Here is an 18,234-nt window from a genome sequence, read left to right on the forward strand (position 1 = left end):
TAGTAAATCAAACAATAAGCCAGCTTTGCATAACTTGCCTCGCTGGCTTTTTTATCCCCTTTATTCACTTAACTGATACCAGTTTCACTAATTAGATGATCTATTTCATGCGTAGAAAAAATGGCTAAATACAAGGCATTTATTTTAATAACTAGTCGCTCTAATTATAAAGTAAATAACGAATTAGTTAGTAATTTTAGCAAGTATAAATGTTCACATAGTTAGTAAGATTGGTATTAATCTACAGCTTAGGATTTTTCGGATAAAACTTATCAGGCATACTACTAATGTGTTCAAAAAAACGCGTGTCTTTATAAGGAAGTTTCATAAACCCTGAGATCCCCACCCCATCAATAGTGGGTAACAATGTCAGTACCTTCGCTAGGCACTCTTTAAATTCTGCTTTTTTCTCATGATTTAACAACATTAAATAACTATGAATTTTTAAATGCTTAGGTAGCACTTCAAAAATAATACAACCAGTATGATGAATTAAGTTTAGTTCAGCCAAAACAGCCATCAACTCATCAGGCAGATATAAGTATTCATCGGGATCTTTACCATCTTCAAAATATGAGTGTAGGCGAGTTATATCATCAACATCGGGCACATCACTCACTTCGAACACTATCTCTTGAGTTTCATCGGCAATAAAAGGCTGATTCTCTTTAATCCGTTCAACGTGTAAGGTATTTCGAGCGTTGAACAAACAACTTTTGAACATACCAATACGAAATATGCCCTGAGCCAAAAAAATAATATTGTTCACTGCACTGGTAAAAGCCGCTTTGAGAGCTTCATCAAATAACGTTAAGTTAGAATCTATGTAAACCCCCTCTTTCGCCCAGCGAATAGCAATGCCGCCAACCACAGGAAAGTTACCGAGTCTGCTTAATGCTGCAATGAACGCTTTTTCATTATCTCCCATACCCATAAGGTAGTTTTTATAGTATTTGTCCAATTGAGCGTCATCAATATCCGATAAGCTATCATGTCCTGTTTGCTCACGTAAAAAAGATTTCCGCGAGCCATATACTACCGTATCAATTTGCTCGCCTTGTGGTTTCACCCAAACAGGAATATGCGCAATGGCTTCATAGTTTGTTGGTTTATCTGCAAGAACAACTTGTTTAAGGTAAGTAAGATTATTAAAAAAGTAATCCCCTGCTTGCCCTCGCAGTTTTTCATCATCGCTTAACATACCCGTTAAGACTTGAGCGAGCAACTTAGGTAATCCTAACGCATTAGGTGGTATCACCTTTACGCCATATCTGCATGACTGACCAGAGGCGAGTGCATATAAAGTCGCTGCTAAGCCCTGCTCATCAAAACGAGGGCTAGATAGACCACCATTAAGCTGTTCAGGCCCAATAAAGTAAACATCGCCTAAACGTGCATTGCTGTGTTGCAAATCACTACTCATCAGATCCATCACATTAGTACTGGTGCTTTGTTTATCACAATCAAGTTGTGCACTAACTGATGAGCCCCAATCAATAAGCTGCACTTTTCCTGTACTTTTGTCATAAACGAGGTTTGAGGGTTTGATATCTCCATGCACAATCGGTTTTAACTGCCGATGATTATTAGCTTGTCGCAAATACAATAATATATCGGCTAATTGTAATGCGATACTTACCACCAACTCTGGTGCTAATGGCCCTACTTGCAGTGACAACTGTTCTAAATCGATGCCAGGAGCTCGCGTCATTTGCAATATTGATTGCCGCTTTATTTTTTGATACTCGATGACTTGTGGGATTTGAGGGTGGTTCAGTTGTCCTTGAATTTCTGCTTCTTCTGCCAACCTGTCTTGTACATGTTGAGGTAAATTAATGCGAGAGAATTTGAAAACAACAGGTAATTCTGTCTCTGAATTGTCTTTACGCTTAATACCTGAGAAAACAAAACCGTATGCTCCTTTACCTAAAAGCGCAACATCTTCAAAATCGAGTTGCTTTAATTGTTGCTGACACAAATCAACCCATTGTTTTAACTTAGTCGCATCTTTATGACTCAGTAAGTAAATGGATTGTTCTTGGGCAATGTAGAAATGCTGTAATTTTTTATTTGTCACAAGTTGTTTCTATAATTAGGTGTAGGATTAAATAATTAATTTGGGCTTAAATTATAAGCTCAATTAACATTTCAGTTAATGGTTCAGTTAAAAACAAGAACACGCTTGATGAATACGCTACCCATTATTGATTTAAACTACAAGATTAGCGTGAAACTTTAGTTTTTACTTTTACTGTCGAGTTAAGCTAGGGTCTGTTGATCTTTCGCGGTTAAATTGTGTTCGAGATAAAAGCGTTTTAATCGCGGCGAGTAGTGTGTAGCCTAGTCACTCTAAGCAAATACTACTCAACAAAGAGTAAAACACTTTTAGCCGAATCCTTCGGACAGCGTTTGCTGGTCATTTTTACGGCGTTATCGCCTTTTGATGTGGAACAACCACATGACAAAGGCTCTGCCTTGTATAAACACCCAGCAAATCGCTGCAAAAACAATCTCGAAAGGTCAACAGACCCTATAAAAACCTTTAAATATCATTTTATGCCATGCTCTCTTAATTTCATCGCTATTTTATTGTGCGATACATTGAGACGCTCAGCTAGCTTTCGTGTTGTTGGAAATAACGGGTGTAGATGCTCAAGTAATTTAGCTTCAAACTCAGCCTGGGCGGTAGACCAATCTTTAACCGTTTGAACACCAGTATCATTACTGAGTTGTTGATTACCTGCATGTTTATTAAGAACTTGCAGCAAGTCATCAGCACAAATATCATCGCCATTATTCAAAGCGACGACACTGAACAAAACATTTTGTAATTGCCTAATGTTTCCTGGCCAAGAGAAATCCTGTAATAAACTAAGTGCTTGTTCGGTAATTTTTGGCTTTGTAATTTCAGTTTGTTGACTGTTACTGACTTGTTTAGCCGCATTTTCAATGAACAAATTAGCTAATAAGCTCATGTCCGCCATGCGATCTCTTAGTGGTGGCAGTTCAATACTAAGTACATTTAATCGATAATATAGATCTTCTCGAAAGATTTTTTGACTAATGAGTTTGGCTAAATCTTGGTGAGTGGCACTGATGATACGTATATTAGCAATAAGCTCTTTAGTACCACCAACACGACGATAAGTTAGATCTTGTAAAAAGCGTAACAACTTAGCTTGTAAATAGGATGACATTTCAGCAATTTCATCTAAAAATAAACAACCGCCTTCTGCCAGCTCAATTAACCCAGGTTTACCGCCTTTTTGCGCGCCAGTAAATGCCCCGCTGGCATAGCCAAAAAGTTCACTTTCTAACAAGTGTTCTGGTAATGCCGAGCAGTTAATTGCTAAAAAAGGAGCTTTAGCTCTTGAACTAGCTTGATGTAAAGCCCTAGCGATTAGCTCTTTACCCGTGCCCGTTTCACCACTAATTAATACCGGTAAATCTAATTCTGCAAAACGTTTACTTTGCGCCTTAATTAAACTGATGCTTTTTGATTGGCCAATAATATTATCAAAACTGTGCTCTTGATGACTTTGCATTAATGAAATTTGTCGCCCTAAGGTATTCATAGAACGAAAAAGTAGTACCGAACCATTTACCTGCCCAGCTTTATCTTGCTCTACTGTTGAGCTGTTATTTGATAATACCGGGCTTATATCAAGGATGTACGCTTTACCTTGAATAGTCACCGCTTGGCTGGTGGCAGTATTCGTGAGCATCGCTTTATTAATTTGAGTAATAAACGTTTCGATTGACTTGCCCATGTAATCAGTCGCAATCAAATCATGCTCGATTGTTTCATTTGACGGTTTAAGTTTATGACTTGCTTTGTTCATGGCCAATATCAGGCCATTACTATCAACATCGATGATAGGCTCAGGCATTTTATCTAATAAGGCCTGTAAATGACTTTCTCGTTGCTCACTAGGTAATAAATTAATCACCTCTACACTCTTCACGCCAATAACAGGGGCTAAACACTCTCGAATTAAGGATAAAGTTAACGCTGCATATTCAACATGCACATAGGTGAAACAGCTAGTTATTTCTACGGTTTTTAAATTCCAAGCCTGCTTGGCAAATATAGTTAATATTTCCTGAGAAATACCGATTCTATCGCTTGATTCAATAACAACTCGCATAAAGTGCACGTCTATAGATATGATGTACTACAAATATTACACAGTAATAAAATTAGTACAACCTGTATTTATTCCATGAAAACAGTGAATAAGCAGCCGTTACTGTTAGCAGTGGAAAAGCACAACCATTCATTGTAATAACTTTAGTACAACCAGGATAACTAAATATATTGATAATAACGTATCTATCTGAAAAATAAGCGTTTTATTTAATTGGCAGTATAGTTGCAACATACTGAAATTAAGAAAGAAATAAAAACAAGTCAACATGACAGTTTAGCGATAAATCATTCTCCCTATATCGATCAAACGCGTGTTTTCTATTACCACTTAAACCATAACAATAATAATAATAATTACACCTTACTTTAGAAGAGAAGCTATGACCCAGTTTAAGAGCAAAAATATTGAAACTAACGCTATTCACGCCGGCAGAATTAATGACACTCAATTTGGCTCGCTTGCAACGCCTTTATATCAAACGTCTACTTTTATCTTTGATAATGCTCAACAAGGTGGCGATCGTTTTGCTGGTGAAAGTGAGGGTTATATTTACACACGCTTAGGTAACCCAACAACTCGCCAATTAGAGCAGCGCGTTGCTGCCATGGAATGTATGGATGATGCAGCAGCAACCGCAACGGGTATGGCTGCGGTTTCAGCGGCATTACTGACTAACCTGCAAGCTGGCGATCATATGATTTCATCTAAAGCAGTTTATGGTTGTTCATTTGCACTAATGAACCACATGCTGAAGAAATTTAATATCGACGTTACTTTTGTCGATATGACTGAGCCTGAAAATATCAAAGCAGCCATCAAAGAAAATACCAAATTGATCTTTTTAGAAACACCAATCAATCCAAATTTAGTGGTACTAGATTTAGAAAAAATTTGTGCTATTGCCAAAGAGTACAAATTATTGTCTATAGTAGACAACACATTCCTTACACCAGTTTTACAACAGCCTGCGAAATTTGGTGCAGATATTGTGGTACATAGCGCGACTAAATACCTTAATGGTCATGGTGATGTTGTCGCCGGCATCGTGTGTGCTAGTTTTGAAATGATCAATGAAATAAAAATGACTACTCTTAAAGATATCGGTGCAACAATTAGTCCTCATGATGCTTGGTTGATAATGCGAGGTCTTAAAACATTACCAATTCGCATGGATAGACATTGTAGTAATGCACAAACAGTCGCGGAGTTTTTAGAACAACATCCCATGGTTGATGAAGTTTACTATCCAGGTCTTAAAAGCCATTCAGGAAACAAATTTATTGGTAGTCAAATGAAAGCCGCTGGTGGCGTTATTGCCTTTGAGTTAAATACCGATCTTACCGGTGGCAAAACCTTTATTGATGCAATGGAGCTCTTTTCAATCGCGGTCAGTTTAGGTGATGCAGAGTCATTAATTCAACACCCTGCGTCAATGACACACTCACCATATACACCTGAAGAAAGAGCTGATGCTGGCATCAGTGATAGCTTAATTAGAATCTCTGTAGGTTTAGAAAATGTCGAGGATATTATTAGTGATTTAACGCAAGCCCTAGCAAAAGTAGAACAGCCAAGCAGCGATAAAGTCACCAATATAGCTACAGCTAGCAATGCAGCATAATTAGCTGTATCGATATTCACTCAGATGAGTGTATAAATTAATATAAAAAAGCCTCAATAAGCGTTTAACTTATTGAGGCTTTTTATTAGGGCCTGTTGATCTTTCGAGATTGTTTTTGCAGCAATTTTTTGGGTATTTATACAAGGTAGAGCCTTTGTCATGTGGTTATTCCACATAAAAAGGCGATAACGCCGTAAAAATGACCAAAAAACGCTGTCCGAAGGATTCGGCTAAAAGCGTTTTACTCTTTGTTGAGTAGTATTTGCTTAGGGTGACTAGGCTACACACCACTCGCCGCGATTAAAACGCTTTTATCTCGAACAAAATTTAACCGCGAAAGATCAACAGACCCTACATTTATTAGTGATATATTGATGAGTTATATATTCAATAACAATCTAGATTTTAGTCATTGCATATCAACTGAGCATTATCCATTTATCAATTCCTGATAAATGACTGCTCAATTATTTATCAGAGAAAATAACCGCTAATTGCGGTAACAACTTTTCTTTGAGCGTCGCTATTTCTTCATCAGAATAAGGCGTTAATGGTTGTTGGCCCCAAATTGGTTTCGGCCATTGTGCATCATCTTTAAAGCGTACAACATGATGAACATGCAGTTGCTCAACAACATTACCTAAAGCAGCAACATTCATTTTGTCACCAGCAAAAACTTGCATCAATAACTCACTCAATAAGCTCGACTCATTAAGAAATTGTTGCTGTTGTTCCCACTCGAGTTGGAAAATCTCACTAATATCGGCAACTTTAGGCACTAAAATAAACCAAGGGTAAGCACTATCATTACAGAGTAGCAATTTACACAAAGGAAAATCAGCTAACTCAATACCATCCGTTGCTAATTGAGGATGTAAACTAAATGTTGTTATTTCACTCATTATAAATACCTTGTTATAAACACATATTATGTAAATTGACTATGATGATTTACCGTTAAATAGCAGCCGTTAAAAACTTGCCATACAACGAATTAACGTTTGTTTTTGCGGCCACGACCACGGGCAGTTTTCTTTGCTTCTCTAGCAGCGATGCGTTTCTCTTCAAGCTCAGTGAAGTGCGCGTTCTCAGCATCGATAATATCCGGTAACTCAAAGGAAATAGCGCCTAAGGTTTTATCGCGGATTTCATTTATCAAAATAACAGACGCTTTATGCAAATCAACACGACCGCCACTTTTAATACAGCTTCTTTTACGACCAATCGCTTCGATTAAATCTTCTTCATGCGCAGGTAACTCGCTAAGCTTATAACGCTCCATTAAACGTTTAGGATAATTCTTAAGTAAGTAATCTGCAGCAAAATAAGCAATATCGTCATGATCAAAGGCGGTATCTTTTACCGCACCTGATACTGCTAAACGATAGCCAGAATTTTCATTCGCAATTTTAGGCCACAACATACCTGGGGTATCGAAAAGGTATAACCCCTCTTCAAGGCGAATACGTTGCTGCCCTTTAGTTACTGCGGGTTCATTACCCACTTTAGCTTTTGCTTTACCGACTAACGTATTGAGTAATGTGGATTTACCAACATTAGGGATCCCCATTATCATCGCGTTAATTTGTTTGCCTTCTTCATCCTTATTCGGCACCAGTTTACGAATTAAACTGACCAGATTTTTTGCTACACTCGGCTGTTCTGTGGTTAAAGCAATGGCTTTTACATTATGCTGCGACTCTAAATAATCTAACCAAACTTTGGTGCTTTCAGGATCCGCTAAATCACTTTTATTAAGGATCTTTATCAGTGGCTTATCACCTCTGATCTCAGTGATCATAGGGTTTTCACTACTAAAGGGTAAACGCGCATCACACACTTCAATAACCACATCTATTTGCGGTAGTATCTCTTTTATTTCTTTTTGCGCTTTGTGCATGTGGCCTGGAAACCAATTAATCGCCATGAAAATCCTAATGTAACTATTATAATGGCGCAATTTTAACAAGCTTTTAGCTAACGTGGCTAGCCATACTCGTTAATAATACCAAACGAATTAATTAACGGGTGAAGTAATGTACTTTGTACTGACAGCTCTGATGCCGTAAAACAGATTAAAGCAGTGACTAAAATAACCAATATTGGTTTCATCAAGTGAAAAATACCCTAAGGTTAATTGCTCATAATGCATTTTATGGGCTTCATAATAAGTAACTGATTATGAAGCCCATAAAATGCATTAGACCAATAGTCAACAAAGCATCAATTTACAGATTAAGCCGACAGCCTATGTGTTTACTGGAGTATATAGCAAGGTTACTCGTTATTTACCCTACATAATGGTACTGTTATTTCAAAACATCTTGAGCGCATATACCGTTTATTCAGCGCCAAAATACCCTCGTTATTGAAAAATGACTTACTATGTCGGTTGACAGTAATTTTAAAATCCTCCCTAAGGGGGATATAACTAAACGGGTATAACGGCTAACATATACTCAATACAAAAACACAAACAGCGTCGAGAGTAGTACTTTGTTAAATAAATTAATATCTAATGAATTATCTGAAAATACAGTACTACCTTTGTCTTCATTGCATAAAATAGCGATTCATCCGCTACGCGAAAAGCTTTATAACGAATTACATAATAGACCTTTTCAATCGATATCTTCGCCCGCTCAGCTCACCCACATCGCGATTCAGCATCAAGGGGAATTAAAGCAACAAGAGCATGAATTTATCTCACTGTTATGTAATAGGTTTCAAGTAAACTCTCCCGCAAAGTCAATGCCATGTTTTTATCAAGATTTTGGTTTATTCAGTCTTCGCTGGGAGCGCCATTTAGAATACTCCACCTACACCTTTATCCACCAAGCGCCATTAACTGATCAACCCTTTGTTAAAAATGCTATTGATTATGTTCCCAGCAATTGGTTTGAACAAATGCCCGGTCAAGTTATCGCTGCAGTACATTTGATTATTGAATCTGAAAATATTGATAAAGCAAAAACACACAAGGTTGAGCAATTTTTTGACAATATGTCATTGATCGCCAGTGCGCCCGTACATTCTCAGGCGAAAGTGTGGAGTTCATTCAAATTACATGAAGATGGTTTTGGTCGTTTTCTGATATACCAAGAAGATTTGTCGCCTGCACAGCTCGGGCGCTTAGCACAACAATTATTGCAGCTTGATACCTACCGCTTGATGGCAACACTTGGTTTACCGTTAGCACAAGCAATTAATAGCGAACTTAATCAACTCGATATACAACTGCAACAGGTTACTACTTACATCGCTTTAGGTACTGAAAAAAGCGATAGAGAACTACTAACACAAGTATCTAAAATAGCAGCGAAAGTAGAAGATTATCGTAGCCAAAGCACTTACCGCTTCTCAGCTACTAATGCCTATTACGACGTAGCATTGCAACGGATGGAAGAATTAAAAGAAGAAGAAATCCCAGGCTACATGACCTTGCAAGAATTCTTAATGCGTAGAATTACACCTGCAGTTAAAACATGCCAAACGGCTTCTAATCACTTAGAAGATATATCTAAAAGAGTCACTCGTGCCAGTGACTTATTGCGCACGCGCGTTGAAATGGTGCTACAAGAGCAAAATCAAACTTTGTTAAAATCAATGAACCACCGTGCTCATGTGCAAATGCGTTTGCAACAAACGGTTGAAGGCTTATCTGTTGCCGCAATCAGTTATTATGGTATGCAATTATTTGAAACTATGCTCACGTCTTTACCAACGTTAGGTGTTGAATATAACCATGAACTAGTCAGTGGTTTTGCTGTACCTATTGTTATTGGAATCGTATTTGTTGGCACACGCTTAGTACATAAACGCTTAATGAAAGGGTTAAAATAATCCGACGGCACTAACGATGCTGTATGCTCAAAATCAATATATAAAAACCAACAAGGGATTGTTCACAACAATTTAAGTTTACTCATCAATATTGCCAAGATGCAAGCCAATTAGTCTCTTCTTAAGTATTTTATAAAGCAGCAATTACCCCGCTAAAGCACGCCAGCAAAATAACATCTGTAAATAAATAACTAGGCTGGCTTTTTTGTATTATAACCAGGCCAGATATAATCCCCTTTCTTCCTAATTTTTAGTAGCTAAGCGTTAACTTATTGCTGATAATGCTAATCATTAAGTATCTTTATCATTAAATATCTTCAATCAAGAGTTAGCTATTAAGTTATGAGTAAAAAATTCTACGTGATCTGGAAAGGCGCCCAAACCGGTATCTTTACCACTTGGCCAGAGGTTCAGCAACATACTGCGGGTCGCTCTGATGCTCAGTATATGGGCTTTGAATCAAAAAGTGCTGCCGAGCAAGCCTTCGCAACAACCTACACAAAAGCGTTAATGCAACGTTCTTTAAGTAAGAAAGGTACGGCAAGTACCGCACCTACATCGAGTCGCACAGCAACGAGTAAAAAAACGAGCAAAAGTGCTAGTGCTAAAACTACCACTGTCAGTCCAAATGGCCCAAGCGATATTGAAATATATTGTGATGGTGCTTGCTCCCCTAATCCGGGTAAATCAGGTACGGGTCTTGCGGTTTATGAGTTAGGTAAAGTCACTTCATTGTATTACGGTTTGTACCTGCCTAATGGCACCAATAATACCGCCGAGTTAAGCGGTTTACTTTCTGCTTTTCAAATTGCACAACACTTTATCGATAAAAACAGTGAACAAAGTATTTGTATTTTATCTGACTCTAAATACTCTATCGACTCGATTACAAAGTGGGCTAAAGGTTGGCAAGCAAAAGGTTGGACTCGTGGTAAAGGCGAAGAAATTAAAAACTTAGCGTTAATACAGCAATGTTATGCACTTTATAAAACCATGCACACAAAAATCACTGTTCGTCATGTTAAAGGTCACGCCAATATAGAAGGTAATGAACTAGCAGACAGAATGGCTGTACTTGCAAGAAAACAACAACAAGAAAATATGATTCGCTATAGCGAAACAATCAACATAAAAGCCATTCTTGCTATGGATTCTGGCTAAATTGATCCCAACGTTAACTGACCATAACTTAAGCGGAGTTGAACTAAATAAACAATAATGAAGCTGAACTAACCAGACCTTAATTAAACTGACGAGAATATGCTAACGAATATCCTGATTACTATTACGTTGTTATTGATAACAGCCTTTGCTCTTTCTCGAATATTTATTTTGCCGAGAAACATTTGGTTGTTATTTATTTCTCAACCTTTAGTTATGTCTGCTTCACCTATTATTGTTTTTATTGGCGGTATTTTATCCAGTGAAATGGCCAACGATCCTTCGCTCGCCACCCTACCAATCACCTTGATGATTTTGGGCGTTGCAGCGGGCTCTATACCTGCGGCTATGTTAGCTAAAAATAAAGGCCGAAAGTTTGCCGTTTATACCGGATTAAGTTGCTCTTTAATTGCAGTAATTATTGCCTTATTTTCAGCAAAACTGGCGCTATTTGAACTATTTTGTTTTGCTAGCATGTTAATTGGCATCGGCGGAGCCTTCACGCAACAGTTACGCTTTGCTGCGATAGAAAGTAGTTTGAATAAGGAAGATGTCCCTAAAATATTATCTATTTTAATGTTAAGTGGCGTCTTTTCTGCCTTTTTAGGCCCTGAAGTAGCTGTCGTTGGTAAAGACTGGTTAAACTCTCCTCATGGTTATGCGGGATCTTTTTTATTCCTAGCAGCGCTGATCGTTTGTGCAATGTTAGTGATGTTAGCCTTTAAAAATCCCCCTGTTAATACAAGTGAGACGATTGGCGAGCCAAGAGAATTAAAGGTTATAGCTAAACAGCCTATCTTTTTAATTGCTGTTTGTACCGCGACCATTGGCTTTGCATTAATGAGTTATTTAATGACCGCGACACCTATTAGCATGCACCATATGCAAGGACATAGTTTACAAGAAACTAAATGGGTCATACAAAGCCATATTGCCGCCATGTATATCCCGTCATTATTCACCCCTTGGTTAGTAAAATATCTAAAATTAAAAGGGCTGATGCTTATCGGCACCTTAATTTATGCCGTAGTCGCTCTCATTGCCTTATCAGGTCATGAAGTGGTGCATTATTGGTGGGCGCTTATTTTATTAGGTATTGGTTGGAACTTCTTATTCTTAACTGGCACGTCGTTATTACCCGAGAGTTATCACGCCAGCGAGCGTCATAAAGTTCAAGCAACCAATGACTTTGTCTTATTTGCTTTTCAAGCAGTAGCTTCTCTATTAGCTGGTTGGGTATTGTTTAATGCGGGTTGGCACTGGGTTGTGATAACGAGTCTCCCCTTTATTCTTGTACTGTTTACTGTGGTTGGTTTTTATCATAAACATCAGAAAAAGTTAACATTGAATATGCTGAAAACTAATTAAGACTATAATTTATACCAATCGAATTAAAGTATTATGGTCGAGAACCTTAAATCAATAAAAAAAGAAGGATGTAATTATGAGTGGAACAACTATGGTCGTTGTTATTGTCTGTGTCGTATTCGGTATTTTATATAAAATGTATAACAAACATTTAGAATTTAAAGCGAAAACGATTAGTCATAATAACAGTACTGACTCACTAAATGATGAACTAAAAAAAGAAATTATATCCCTCAGCGAGCGTGTACAAGTGTTAGAGAAAATTGTCACTGATGAGGGCTACCAAGTACAAAAAGACATTAATAAACTTTAAAGTAATCTAAAAGGTAAACTTTAAGACTAGCTATAAATTATAGGCATAACTTATAGGTACAAACTTCACCTATTATTGACAGAGTGCTGATGCAATGAAGCTAATAATGAAAACTGAATTTGATAATCTCAGGCTCAATCCGCTGCATGACTTTGAAACCGACAGTAATGGAGAAAAGCAGGTCGTTAAAATTTATTGTGGTGAACTGCTGATTGCCAAAAAATTAAAACTGAAGAAATCCGTTCGTTTTTTTGGCATAGCGACTTATCAGCAGTATCTAACGCAAGAAGATGTCTTGAAGTAATCCCTACTTCTTCAACATTGATTTTAAATCCGCAAATGGGTTATACGTGGCAGTATCTTGATTGGTATCGCCCGCTTTTACTTCCGTTTTATAATTAGCGTGATCAGTATATTTAGCATGTTCATTATCGTGACAGTAAATACACAATAGTTCCCAGTTGCTACCATCATTTGGATTATTGGTATGGTCATGATCCATATGATGCACGGTTAATTCTCTTAAGTTAGAAAACTCAAAAGCACGGGCACAGCGACCACATACCCAAGGGAATAATTTTAATGCTCGGTCACGATAACCTTTTTCTTGTTGTTTGTAGTTGGCACTTGTGCCAAAACGATCTGAGGACATATGAATATAGGAGGTAAATAAATTATATTACTAGTGTATTGCTAAGCGCGAAGCTTAGCAATAGCTGGATATAAACGAATACTACCGATTAAGGGTATTTGTTTTACGCTATACCCAAGCAACTTTAAACTGCATGATTCAGTTTAAAATAGCTTTGGTATAATTTACTGATCTAGTGATTCCAGTGTTTTACCGTGTGGAATAGGTAAACGTGTTTTCGCATCAACTTGTACAAAAACAATATCATCCGCCAAACAAATGGTTTTTTTAGTCACTTTATTACGTACTAAACACGTCACAGTAATAGAAGTGCGACCTACTTTTTTAGTTTCTAAGCCGAACTCTACTACATCACCTTGCATAGCTGCTGACTCAAAACTAATTGCACCTATATGTTTTGTTACTAAGCAGTTGGTTTCTAATTGACAGATAGCGTAAATAGCAGCCTCTTCATCAATCCATTCGAGTGCGCGACCACCAAATAGAGAGTTTGCGTAATTTAAATCGTTGGGCATAACAAGACGACGGGAAAGAAAGCGCATAAAAAGCCTTTAAGTATATGTATCAAAAATAGTAAGGCTTATTATAGCAAGAGTTTCTAGTAATTACTGAGCATTAACTCTAATTGATGCCCGGTTATACTTATCATGTTTCACTTATTATTTGTGGATCGTCACAAATAATGAGAGTTGATATAATTAACTTCCCACATATAAAAAGCTCTCTAACAAGTAGAGAGCTTTTAACATCTTCTAGGACGAGACAGTTTAACTATAACGCTTTATTCCACTGATATTAACTTACAGTAAGCATTACAGTTTCTTACTAATGTTTATAGTAGGTATTGTCGGGTTAGGTCCTGCAACCGTAACGATATAAACACCATCATCTACAATAGTTACACTCAAGTTATCTTGCGAGTCTTGCACTAATAACAACGGAGAGTCTAAGGTTACGACTGTAGTATCCGCCGGCGCACCTAAATTGATTGTAGACCAATCACCCGAGGCAACTTTAAAGCCATAATCACCAGCAGCTAGGTTTATTTCCACTGAATAACTACTTGCGCCATCATAGTTAAGCAAATCAACTTCACCCCAACCATTCATGTCGCCACGAATAAATACCGGTGTAACACCAAACATTTCAGCTGAGTAGATACTTAATGTAGCTTCAGCCAAATTAGAGGCGTCGAAAACAAAAGTGTAATCTCCGTCTACAGCAAAGTTCATACTGAAGTTATCACTACTACCTGATAATAATAACTGATTTTCACCTTCCGTTATTTCCATATCATCAGCAGGTGCACCCATATTTACGGTAGACCAATCAGCAGAAGCTATTTTAAAGCTAGGTGTTGATGCACTAATTGTTATGGTGGCTTGATACTTACCATTACCTATATAAACTAGTGGGTTATCTTCACTCCAACCATTCATGTCACCTCGAATAAACACAGGCGTTCCAACAAATGGTTCTTCATTTTCTACTAACAAAGTAGGTGCGTTGATATCAGAAGCATCAAGGGTAAAGAAGTAAGTTCCATCAATCGCAACAGTAATACTTAAATTGTCATTACTGCCCGATAATAAACTAAAGTTTTGATCTTCTAATACTTCACCACCAGAGCCTGTTGCCCCTAAGTTAATTGTTGACCAATCACCTGAAGCAATCTTAAAACCATAACTTCCCGCAGCGAGAGTAATCTTGGCTTGGTATATGCCATCAGCTTGATAAACCAAACCGTCAACTTCACCCCAACCATTCATGTCGCCACGAACATATGGAACAGTATCTCCATAAGGAACCACGTCAGGTGCGCCTGCTGTTGCATAAGCTGATAAACCTGTTGCTTGTGATTCGCCCTGAACTTTAACAAAAACAGCGGTAGTTAGCGGAGGAACAGTAAAGCTACCTTCGTCTGTACCTTGCTCAAAACTAGCACTAGCAACAGTGCCGTCAACTGAGGCAGCTAATAATGGATGTAAGATAAAATCACTTGCTGAGGCAATAGTATGTGACTGTTCGGTATTACTGCCATTTACCACAACCACTACTGCATCGTAATTTGGATCAATATCAGTAAGGTTTGTGCCATCATCGATACTCATCACAATCAAACCTTGGGTTTGATTTTTCCCAATATTATGAAAACCAACGCGGTTAATAATATCCGACGCTGTGGTTAATCTAAATAATGGGCTGTTTGAACGAATTGATAAAAATTCATTGAACACATTAGATGCAAATAATATATCTGTCATTGCAACAGTGCTTGATGAACTAGAGGCTAAATTAACTAAGTCATCATCACTTCGACCACCTTTATCTAGCGGTAAACCTTTATTCCAGTTGTTTAATTCGAAAGTGAAATCAACTAGGTTATACCAATCACCTGCGTCATACGTATTTCGGTCTAACGATTTAGAGCGAAGGAAGTCACCACCCATTTGCAAAAATGGAATACCTTGCGACAACAATACGATTGATTGAGAAATGTTTTGTGCGCGAACACGTTCGCTGTTATTCATTTCAGGACTTAGCTTAAATTGTAAGTTGTCCCATAAGGTTTCGTTATCATGCTTTGAAACATAGTTAATAATATCTGCAGGGTCTTTTGCATACATACCCGAAGTGCTACCGATTACGTCAGTCCCCTTAAAGGTTTTCAATACATAATCAGTTAACGTACCGGCCATACCAAATTTAACAATATCTTGTTGTTCAAATGGATAATCTGAATCACTTTCGTTGTTAAATAAAGTCGCATTTCGAATACCGTCACGAATACGATCGTTATAAGTAGCAATTTCAGTACCTGCCATATTTTCTTGGTCGGCACGCTCAAAACCACGAGAGTCTTTGTACCAGCCTTCACCATAAAAATGATTGTCTGGGTCAATCGCTTGAACAGCGTCACGTGCTGCTAACATCTGCGCTTTAGAGCCTTGGCTCATAATATCGAAACGGAATCCATCGAACTGGTATTGTTCAGTCCACTGCTTTAACGAGTCGACCATCAACTTGTCCATCATGCGATGTTCAAGAGCAGTGTCACTACAACAAGTGCCATTTAGCACAGCACCAGTAGTAACATCACGACTGTGGTAATAGCCAGGCACAAATTTATCAAGTACCGAGTTATCCCATAAACCAGAAGAATTAGTATGGTTATAAACAACATCTAAAACCACACGTAAGCCAATGTCATGCAAGGATTTAATCATTGCGCGCATTTCTTTGATTCGACTTACACCGTCTGGGTTTGACGCGTAAATACCATCAGGCACATTAAAGTGTTTAGGATCGTAGCCCCAATTGAAGCTATCATTATCACTCATCGCTTTAGTTAGTAATGCTGCTTCGTTTGAAAAAGGGATATAACTTTCAAAAACAGCACGCAATGTTTGGTCATCGATATTTTGATAACAAGGCGGTGCTTGGAAGTTTATTTTACACAAATCTAAGACGGTACTATCCAAATCAATAATCTTCTCAGGATCTTCACCTATCGTTGCGATGTCATTGGCAGGCAACATATGAAAATGCGTTAAACCGTTAGCAACTAATTTTTGTAAATGTTGCATAGGTGCAGAATCAATTTCAGTAAACGCTAAGAACTTGCCTCTATTTTCAACCGAGGTACTTTCATCTTGCGCACTAAAGTCACGAATGTGTCCTTCGTAAATTACCGCATCTTCATAGTTTTCAATGGTTGATACTAAGTGACCATCCCAACCTTCTGGTTGTAATTCTTCATCAGATAGATTAACAAACTGAGAATATTCACCATTGGTTGATAAACTTAACGAGTACGGGTCTGTGCTTTCTATTTCTTCAATCGCTTTATTTTGTGGATGGTAAATCGTTAGCGCTAAACGATAAAATTGACGGTCAAGACTTGCATCACCTGTATAACTCCAGACACCGGTCATGGAGTCTTCAGTCATGTCATGGCTTGAAACCATGTCTTTATTCGCATCATAAATATTTAGTTTAAGCTTTTGAGCGGTTGGAGACCACACAGAAACCTTAACGCTACCATTATCATAAACAACACCTAACGTTGCTTCATCAGCATCCATTTCGCCTTTAGTATAAAGATCATCTAGTACTAAATCAGCTTGAACATAAGTGGCAGCAACAGCTAACCCTTCCGCGTTATAACCAACTAAAACCAATTGGTTTTTTGTGAGAGTTTTTGCTTCTTCAATTGACCAATTACCAGAAAAAGCAGGCCAGTCAGCAACTAAAGGCGCGACAGTTTTTTGTTCGTCAGTTAAATCAACTTCTGTTAACTCAACAACCGTGCCGGTGATAACATCTTCATTAGCTTCATCCCCCCCAATACCAGCAGTCGCTGAATGATGTAATTTTACCGATGTAACCAGATCAAAATTTACATTCCACGTAAAGGTATTACTATCAATCCAATGCGCTGAAAAGCCACTTATTGCTAATGCCTGTTTACCCAAAGTTACAACGGGATATTCAAAAATAGAAGCGACACCTGAAAAGGTGAAGTTCATGCGTTGGTATGTTTTATCATCTTGAAACAGTGGCATTTTAAAGTCACCACCACCAAACTCTTTTCCTGCGTCATCAGTGCCTTTATGGATAATAAAATGACCACATTCGTTGTGATCGTCTTTAAGATTTACTAGCCAATACGCACCGTATACAGGATCAACTCCAGTATGTGCTAAGCCATTATCCCAAGAAGGCGCTATAGAATCTGCAGCATAAGCATCACATTCAGCACTGTTCCAATTATGCATTTTGTAGTCACTGTATTCACCGTCTGCACGGTTATAAAACAGTAACGCCTGATTTTCGCCTGCAAAAATCACAGGCTCTGGTGCTTTGGGATCTATACCAACAACACAACTTTCATTCAACGCATCAGGCACTGTTGGAACAGGACATTCAATAGGCTCTGGCGCAACACAACTTGTGCCGGCAGCATCAGAAACCATTGGTACATCACAACTAAGTAGTACTTCACCCGGCTCGGTAGACTCTGAGCCACCACACGCGACCAGTACCATAGATACAGATGCTAAGACAATTACTCTTAACACCGATTTTTGACTAAACATAACTTTTACTCCAAATGAATAATTGG

13 protein-coding genes and 2 pseudogenes are annotated in these 18,234 nt (G+C 38.0%); 7 read left to right on the top strand and 8 right to left on the bottom strand.

Annotation, left to right across the window (positions count from 1 at the left end):
• Positions 1-241: 241 nt before the first annotated feature.
• Entirely contained in the window at positions 242-2,077 is a 1,836-nt protein-coding gene (locus tag ESZ36_RS02655) for a protein kinase domain-containing protein (RefSeq protein WP_146783125.1), read from the bottom strand.
• Between the two features lie 254 nt (positions 2,078-2,331).
• On the opposite strand from ESZ36_RS02655, the pseudogene ESZ36_RS22770 reads away from it, so the two are divergent.
• Positions 2,332-2,532 (top strand): annotated as a pseudogene (locus tag ESZ36_RS22770) (hypothetical protein); the annotation flags it as partial.
• A 17-nt stretch (positions 2,533-2,549) separates the two neighbouring features.
• Here the strand turns inward: ESZ36_RS22770 and ESZ36_RS02665 are convergent.
• Positions 2,550-4,148: a sigma 54-interacting transcriptional regulator gene (locus ESZ36_RS02665; RefSeq protein ID WP_146783128.1), complete on the bottom strand. Its 1,599-nt coding sequence runs from the start codon at positions 4,146-4,148 to the stop codon at positions 2,550-2,552.
• A gap of 382 nt (positions 4,149-4,530) precedes the next feature.
• Here ESZ36_RS02665 and megL point away from each other — a divergent pair, with 382 nt between their 5' ends.
• The gene (gene megL / locus ESZ36_RS02670) at positions 4,531-5,772 is read left to right on the top strand and encodes a methionine gamma-lyase (RefSeq protein ID WP_146783131.1); all 1,242 of its coding nucleotides are present in this window, start codon (positions 4,531-4,533) and stop codon (positions 5,770-5,772) included.
• Positions 5,773-5,841: 69 nt separating this feature from the next.
• Here the strand turns inward: megL and ESZ36_RS22775 are convergent.
• The 3 genes and pseudogenes from ESZ36_RS22775 to ylqF form a co-directional block, all read right to left on the bottom strand.
• Positions 5,842-6,060 (bottom strand): annotated as a pseudogene (locus ESZ36_RS22775) (hypothetical protein).
• 179 nt (positions 6,061-6,239) lie between these two features.
• Positions 6,240-6,674: an HIT domain-containing protein gene (locus ESZ36_RS02680; RefSeq protein ID WP_146783134.1), complete on the bottom strand. Its 435-nt coding sequence runs from the start codon at positions 6,672-6,674 to the stop codon at positions 6,240-6,242.
• Between the two features lie 92 nt (positions 6,675-6,766).
• On the bottom strand, positions 6,767-7,699 hold the full coding sequence (ylqF, locus tag ESZ36_RS02685) for a ribosome biogenesis GTPase YlqF (protein ID WP_146783137.1): 933 nt from the start codon (positions 7,697-7,699) through the stop codon (positions 6,767-6,769).
• Between the two features lie 569 nt (positions 7,700-8,268).
• Between ylqF and ESZ36_RS02690 the strand changes: the two genes are divergently transcribed.
• The 5 genes from ESZ36_RS02690 (at position 8,269) to ESZ36_RS02710 (ending at position 12,761) form a co-directional block, all read left to right on the top strand.
• Positions 8,269-9,615: a DUF3422 family protein gene (locus tag ESZ36_RS02690; RefSeq protein ID WP_146783140.1), complete on the top strand. Its 1,347-nt coding sequence runs from the start codon at positions 8,269-8,271 to the stop codon at positions 9,613-9,615.
• A gap of 342 nt (positions 9,616-9,957) precedes the next feature.
• Entirely contained in the window at positions 9,958-10,776 is an 819-nt protein-coding gene (locus ESZ36_RS02695) for a ribonuclease H family protein (protein ID WP_146783142.1), read from the top strand.
• 99 nt (positions 10,777-10,875) lie between these two features.
• Entirely contained in the window at positions 10,876-12,144 is a 1,269-nt protein-coding gene (locus tag ESZ36_RS02700) for an MFS transporter (RefSeq protein WP_146783145.1), read from the top strand.
• A 76-nt stretch (positions 12,145-12,220) separates the two neighbouring features.
• The gene (locus ESZ36_RS02705; protein ID WP_146783148.1) at positions 12,221-12,457 is read left to right on the top strand and encodes a hypothetical protein; all 237 of its coding nucleotides are present in this window, start codon (positions 12,221-12,223) and stop codon (positions 12,455-12,457) included.
• A 106-nt stretch (positions 12,458-12,563) separates the two neighbouring features.
• Complete coding sequence (locus ESZ36_RS02710) at positions 12,564-12,761, top strand: hypothetical protein (protein ID WP_246128961.1); 198 nt, start codon at positions 12,564-12,566, stop codon at positions 12,759-12,761.
• Positions 12,762-12,764: 3 nt separating this feature from the next.
• On the opposite strand, the gene ESZ36_RS02715 is transcribed toward ESZ36_RS02710, so the two are convergent.
• From ESZ36_RS02715 to pulA, 3 genes are all read right to left on the bottom strand, one after another.
• The gene (locus ESZ36_RS02715; protein ID WP_033081615.1) at positions 12,765-13,109 is read right to left on the bottom strand and encodes a YajD family HNH nuclease; all 345 of its coding nucleotides are present in this window, start codon (positions 13,107-13,109) and stop codon (positions 12,765-12,767) included.
• A gap of 164 nt (positions 13,110-13,273) precedes the next feature.
• Positions 13,274-13,651 carry an acyl-CoA thioesterase gene (locus ESZ36_RS02720; protein ID WP_011042528.1) on the bottom strand — a complete coding sequence of 126 codons (378 nt, stop codon included), beginning with the start codon at positions 13,649-13,651 and terminating at the stop codon, positions 13,274-13,276.
• Positions 13,652-13,921: 270 nt separating this feature from the next.
• Positions 13,922-18,208 carry a pullulanase-type alpha-1,6-glucosidase gene (pulA, locus tag ESZ36_RS02725; RefSeq protein ID WP_146783154.1) on the bottom strand — a complete coding sequence of 1,429 codons (4,287 nt, stop codon included), beginning with the start codon at positions 18,206-18,208 and terminating at the stop codon, positions 13,922-13,924.
• Positions 18,209-18,234 lie beyond the last annotated feature (26 nt).

Source organism: Colwellia demingiae, from assembly GCF_007954275.1.
Lineage (GTDB): Bacteria > Pseudomonadota > Gammaproteobacteria > Enterobacterales > Alteromonadaceae > Colwellia > Colwellia demingiae.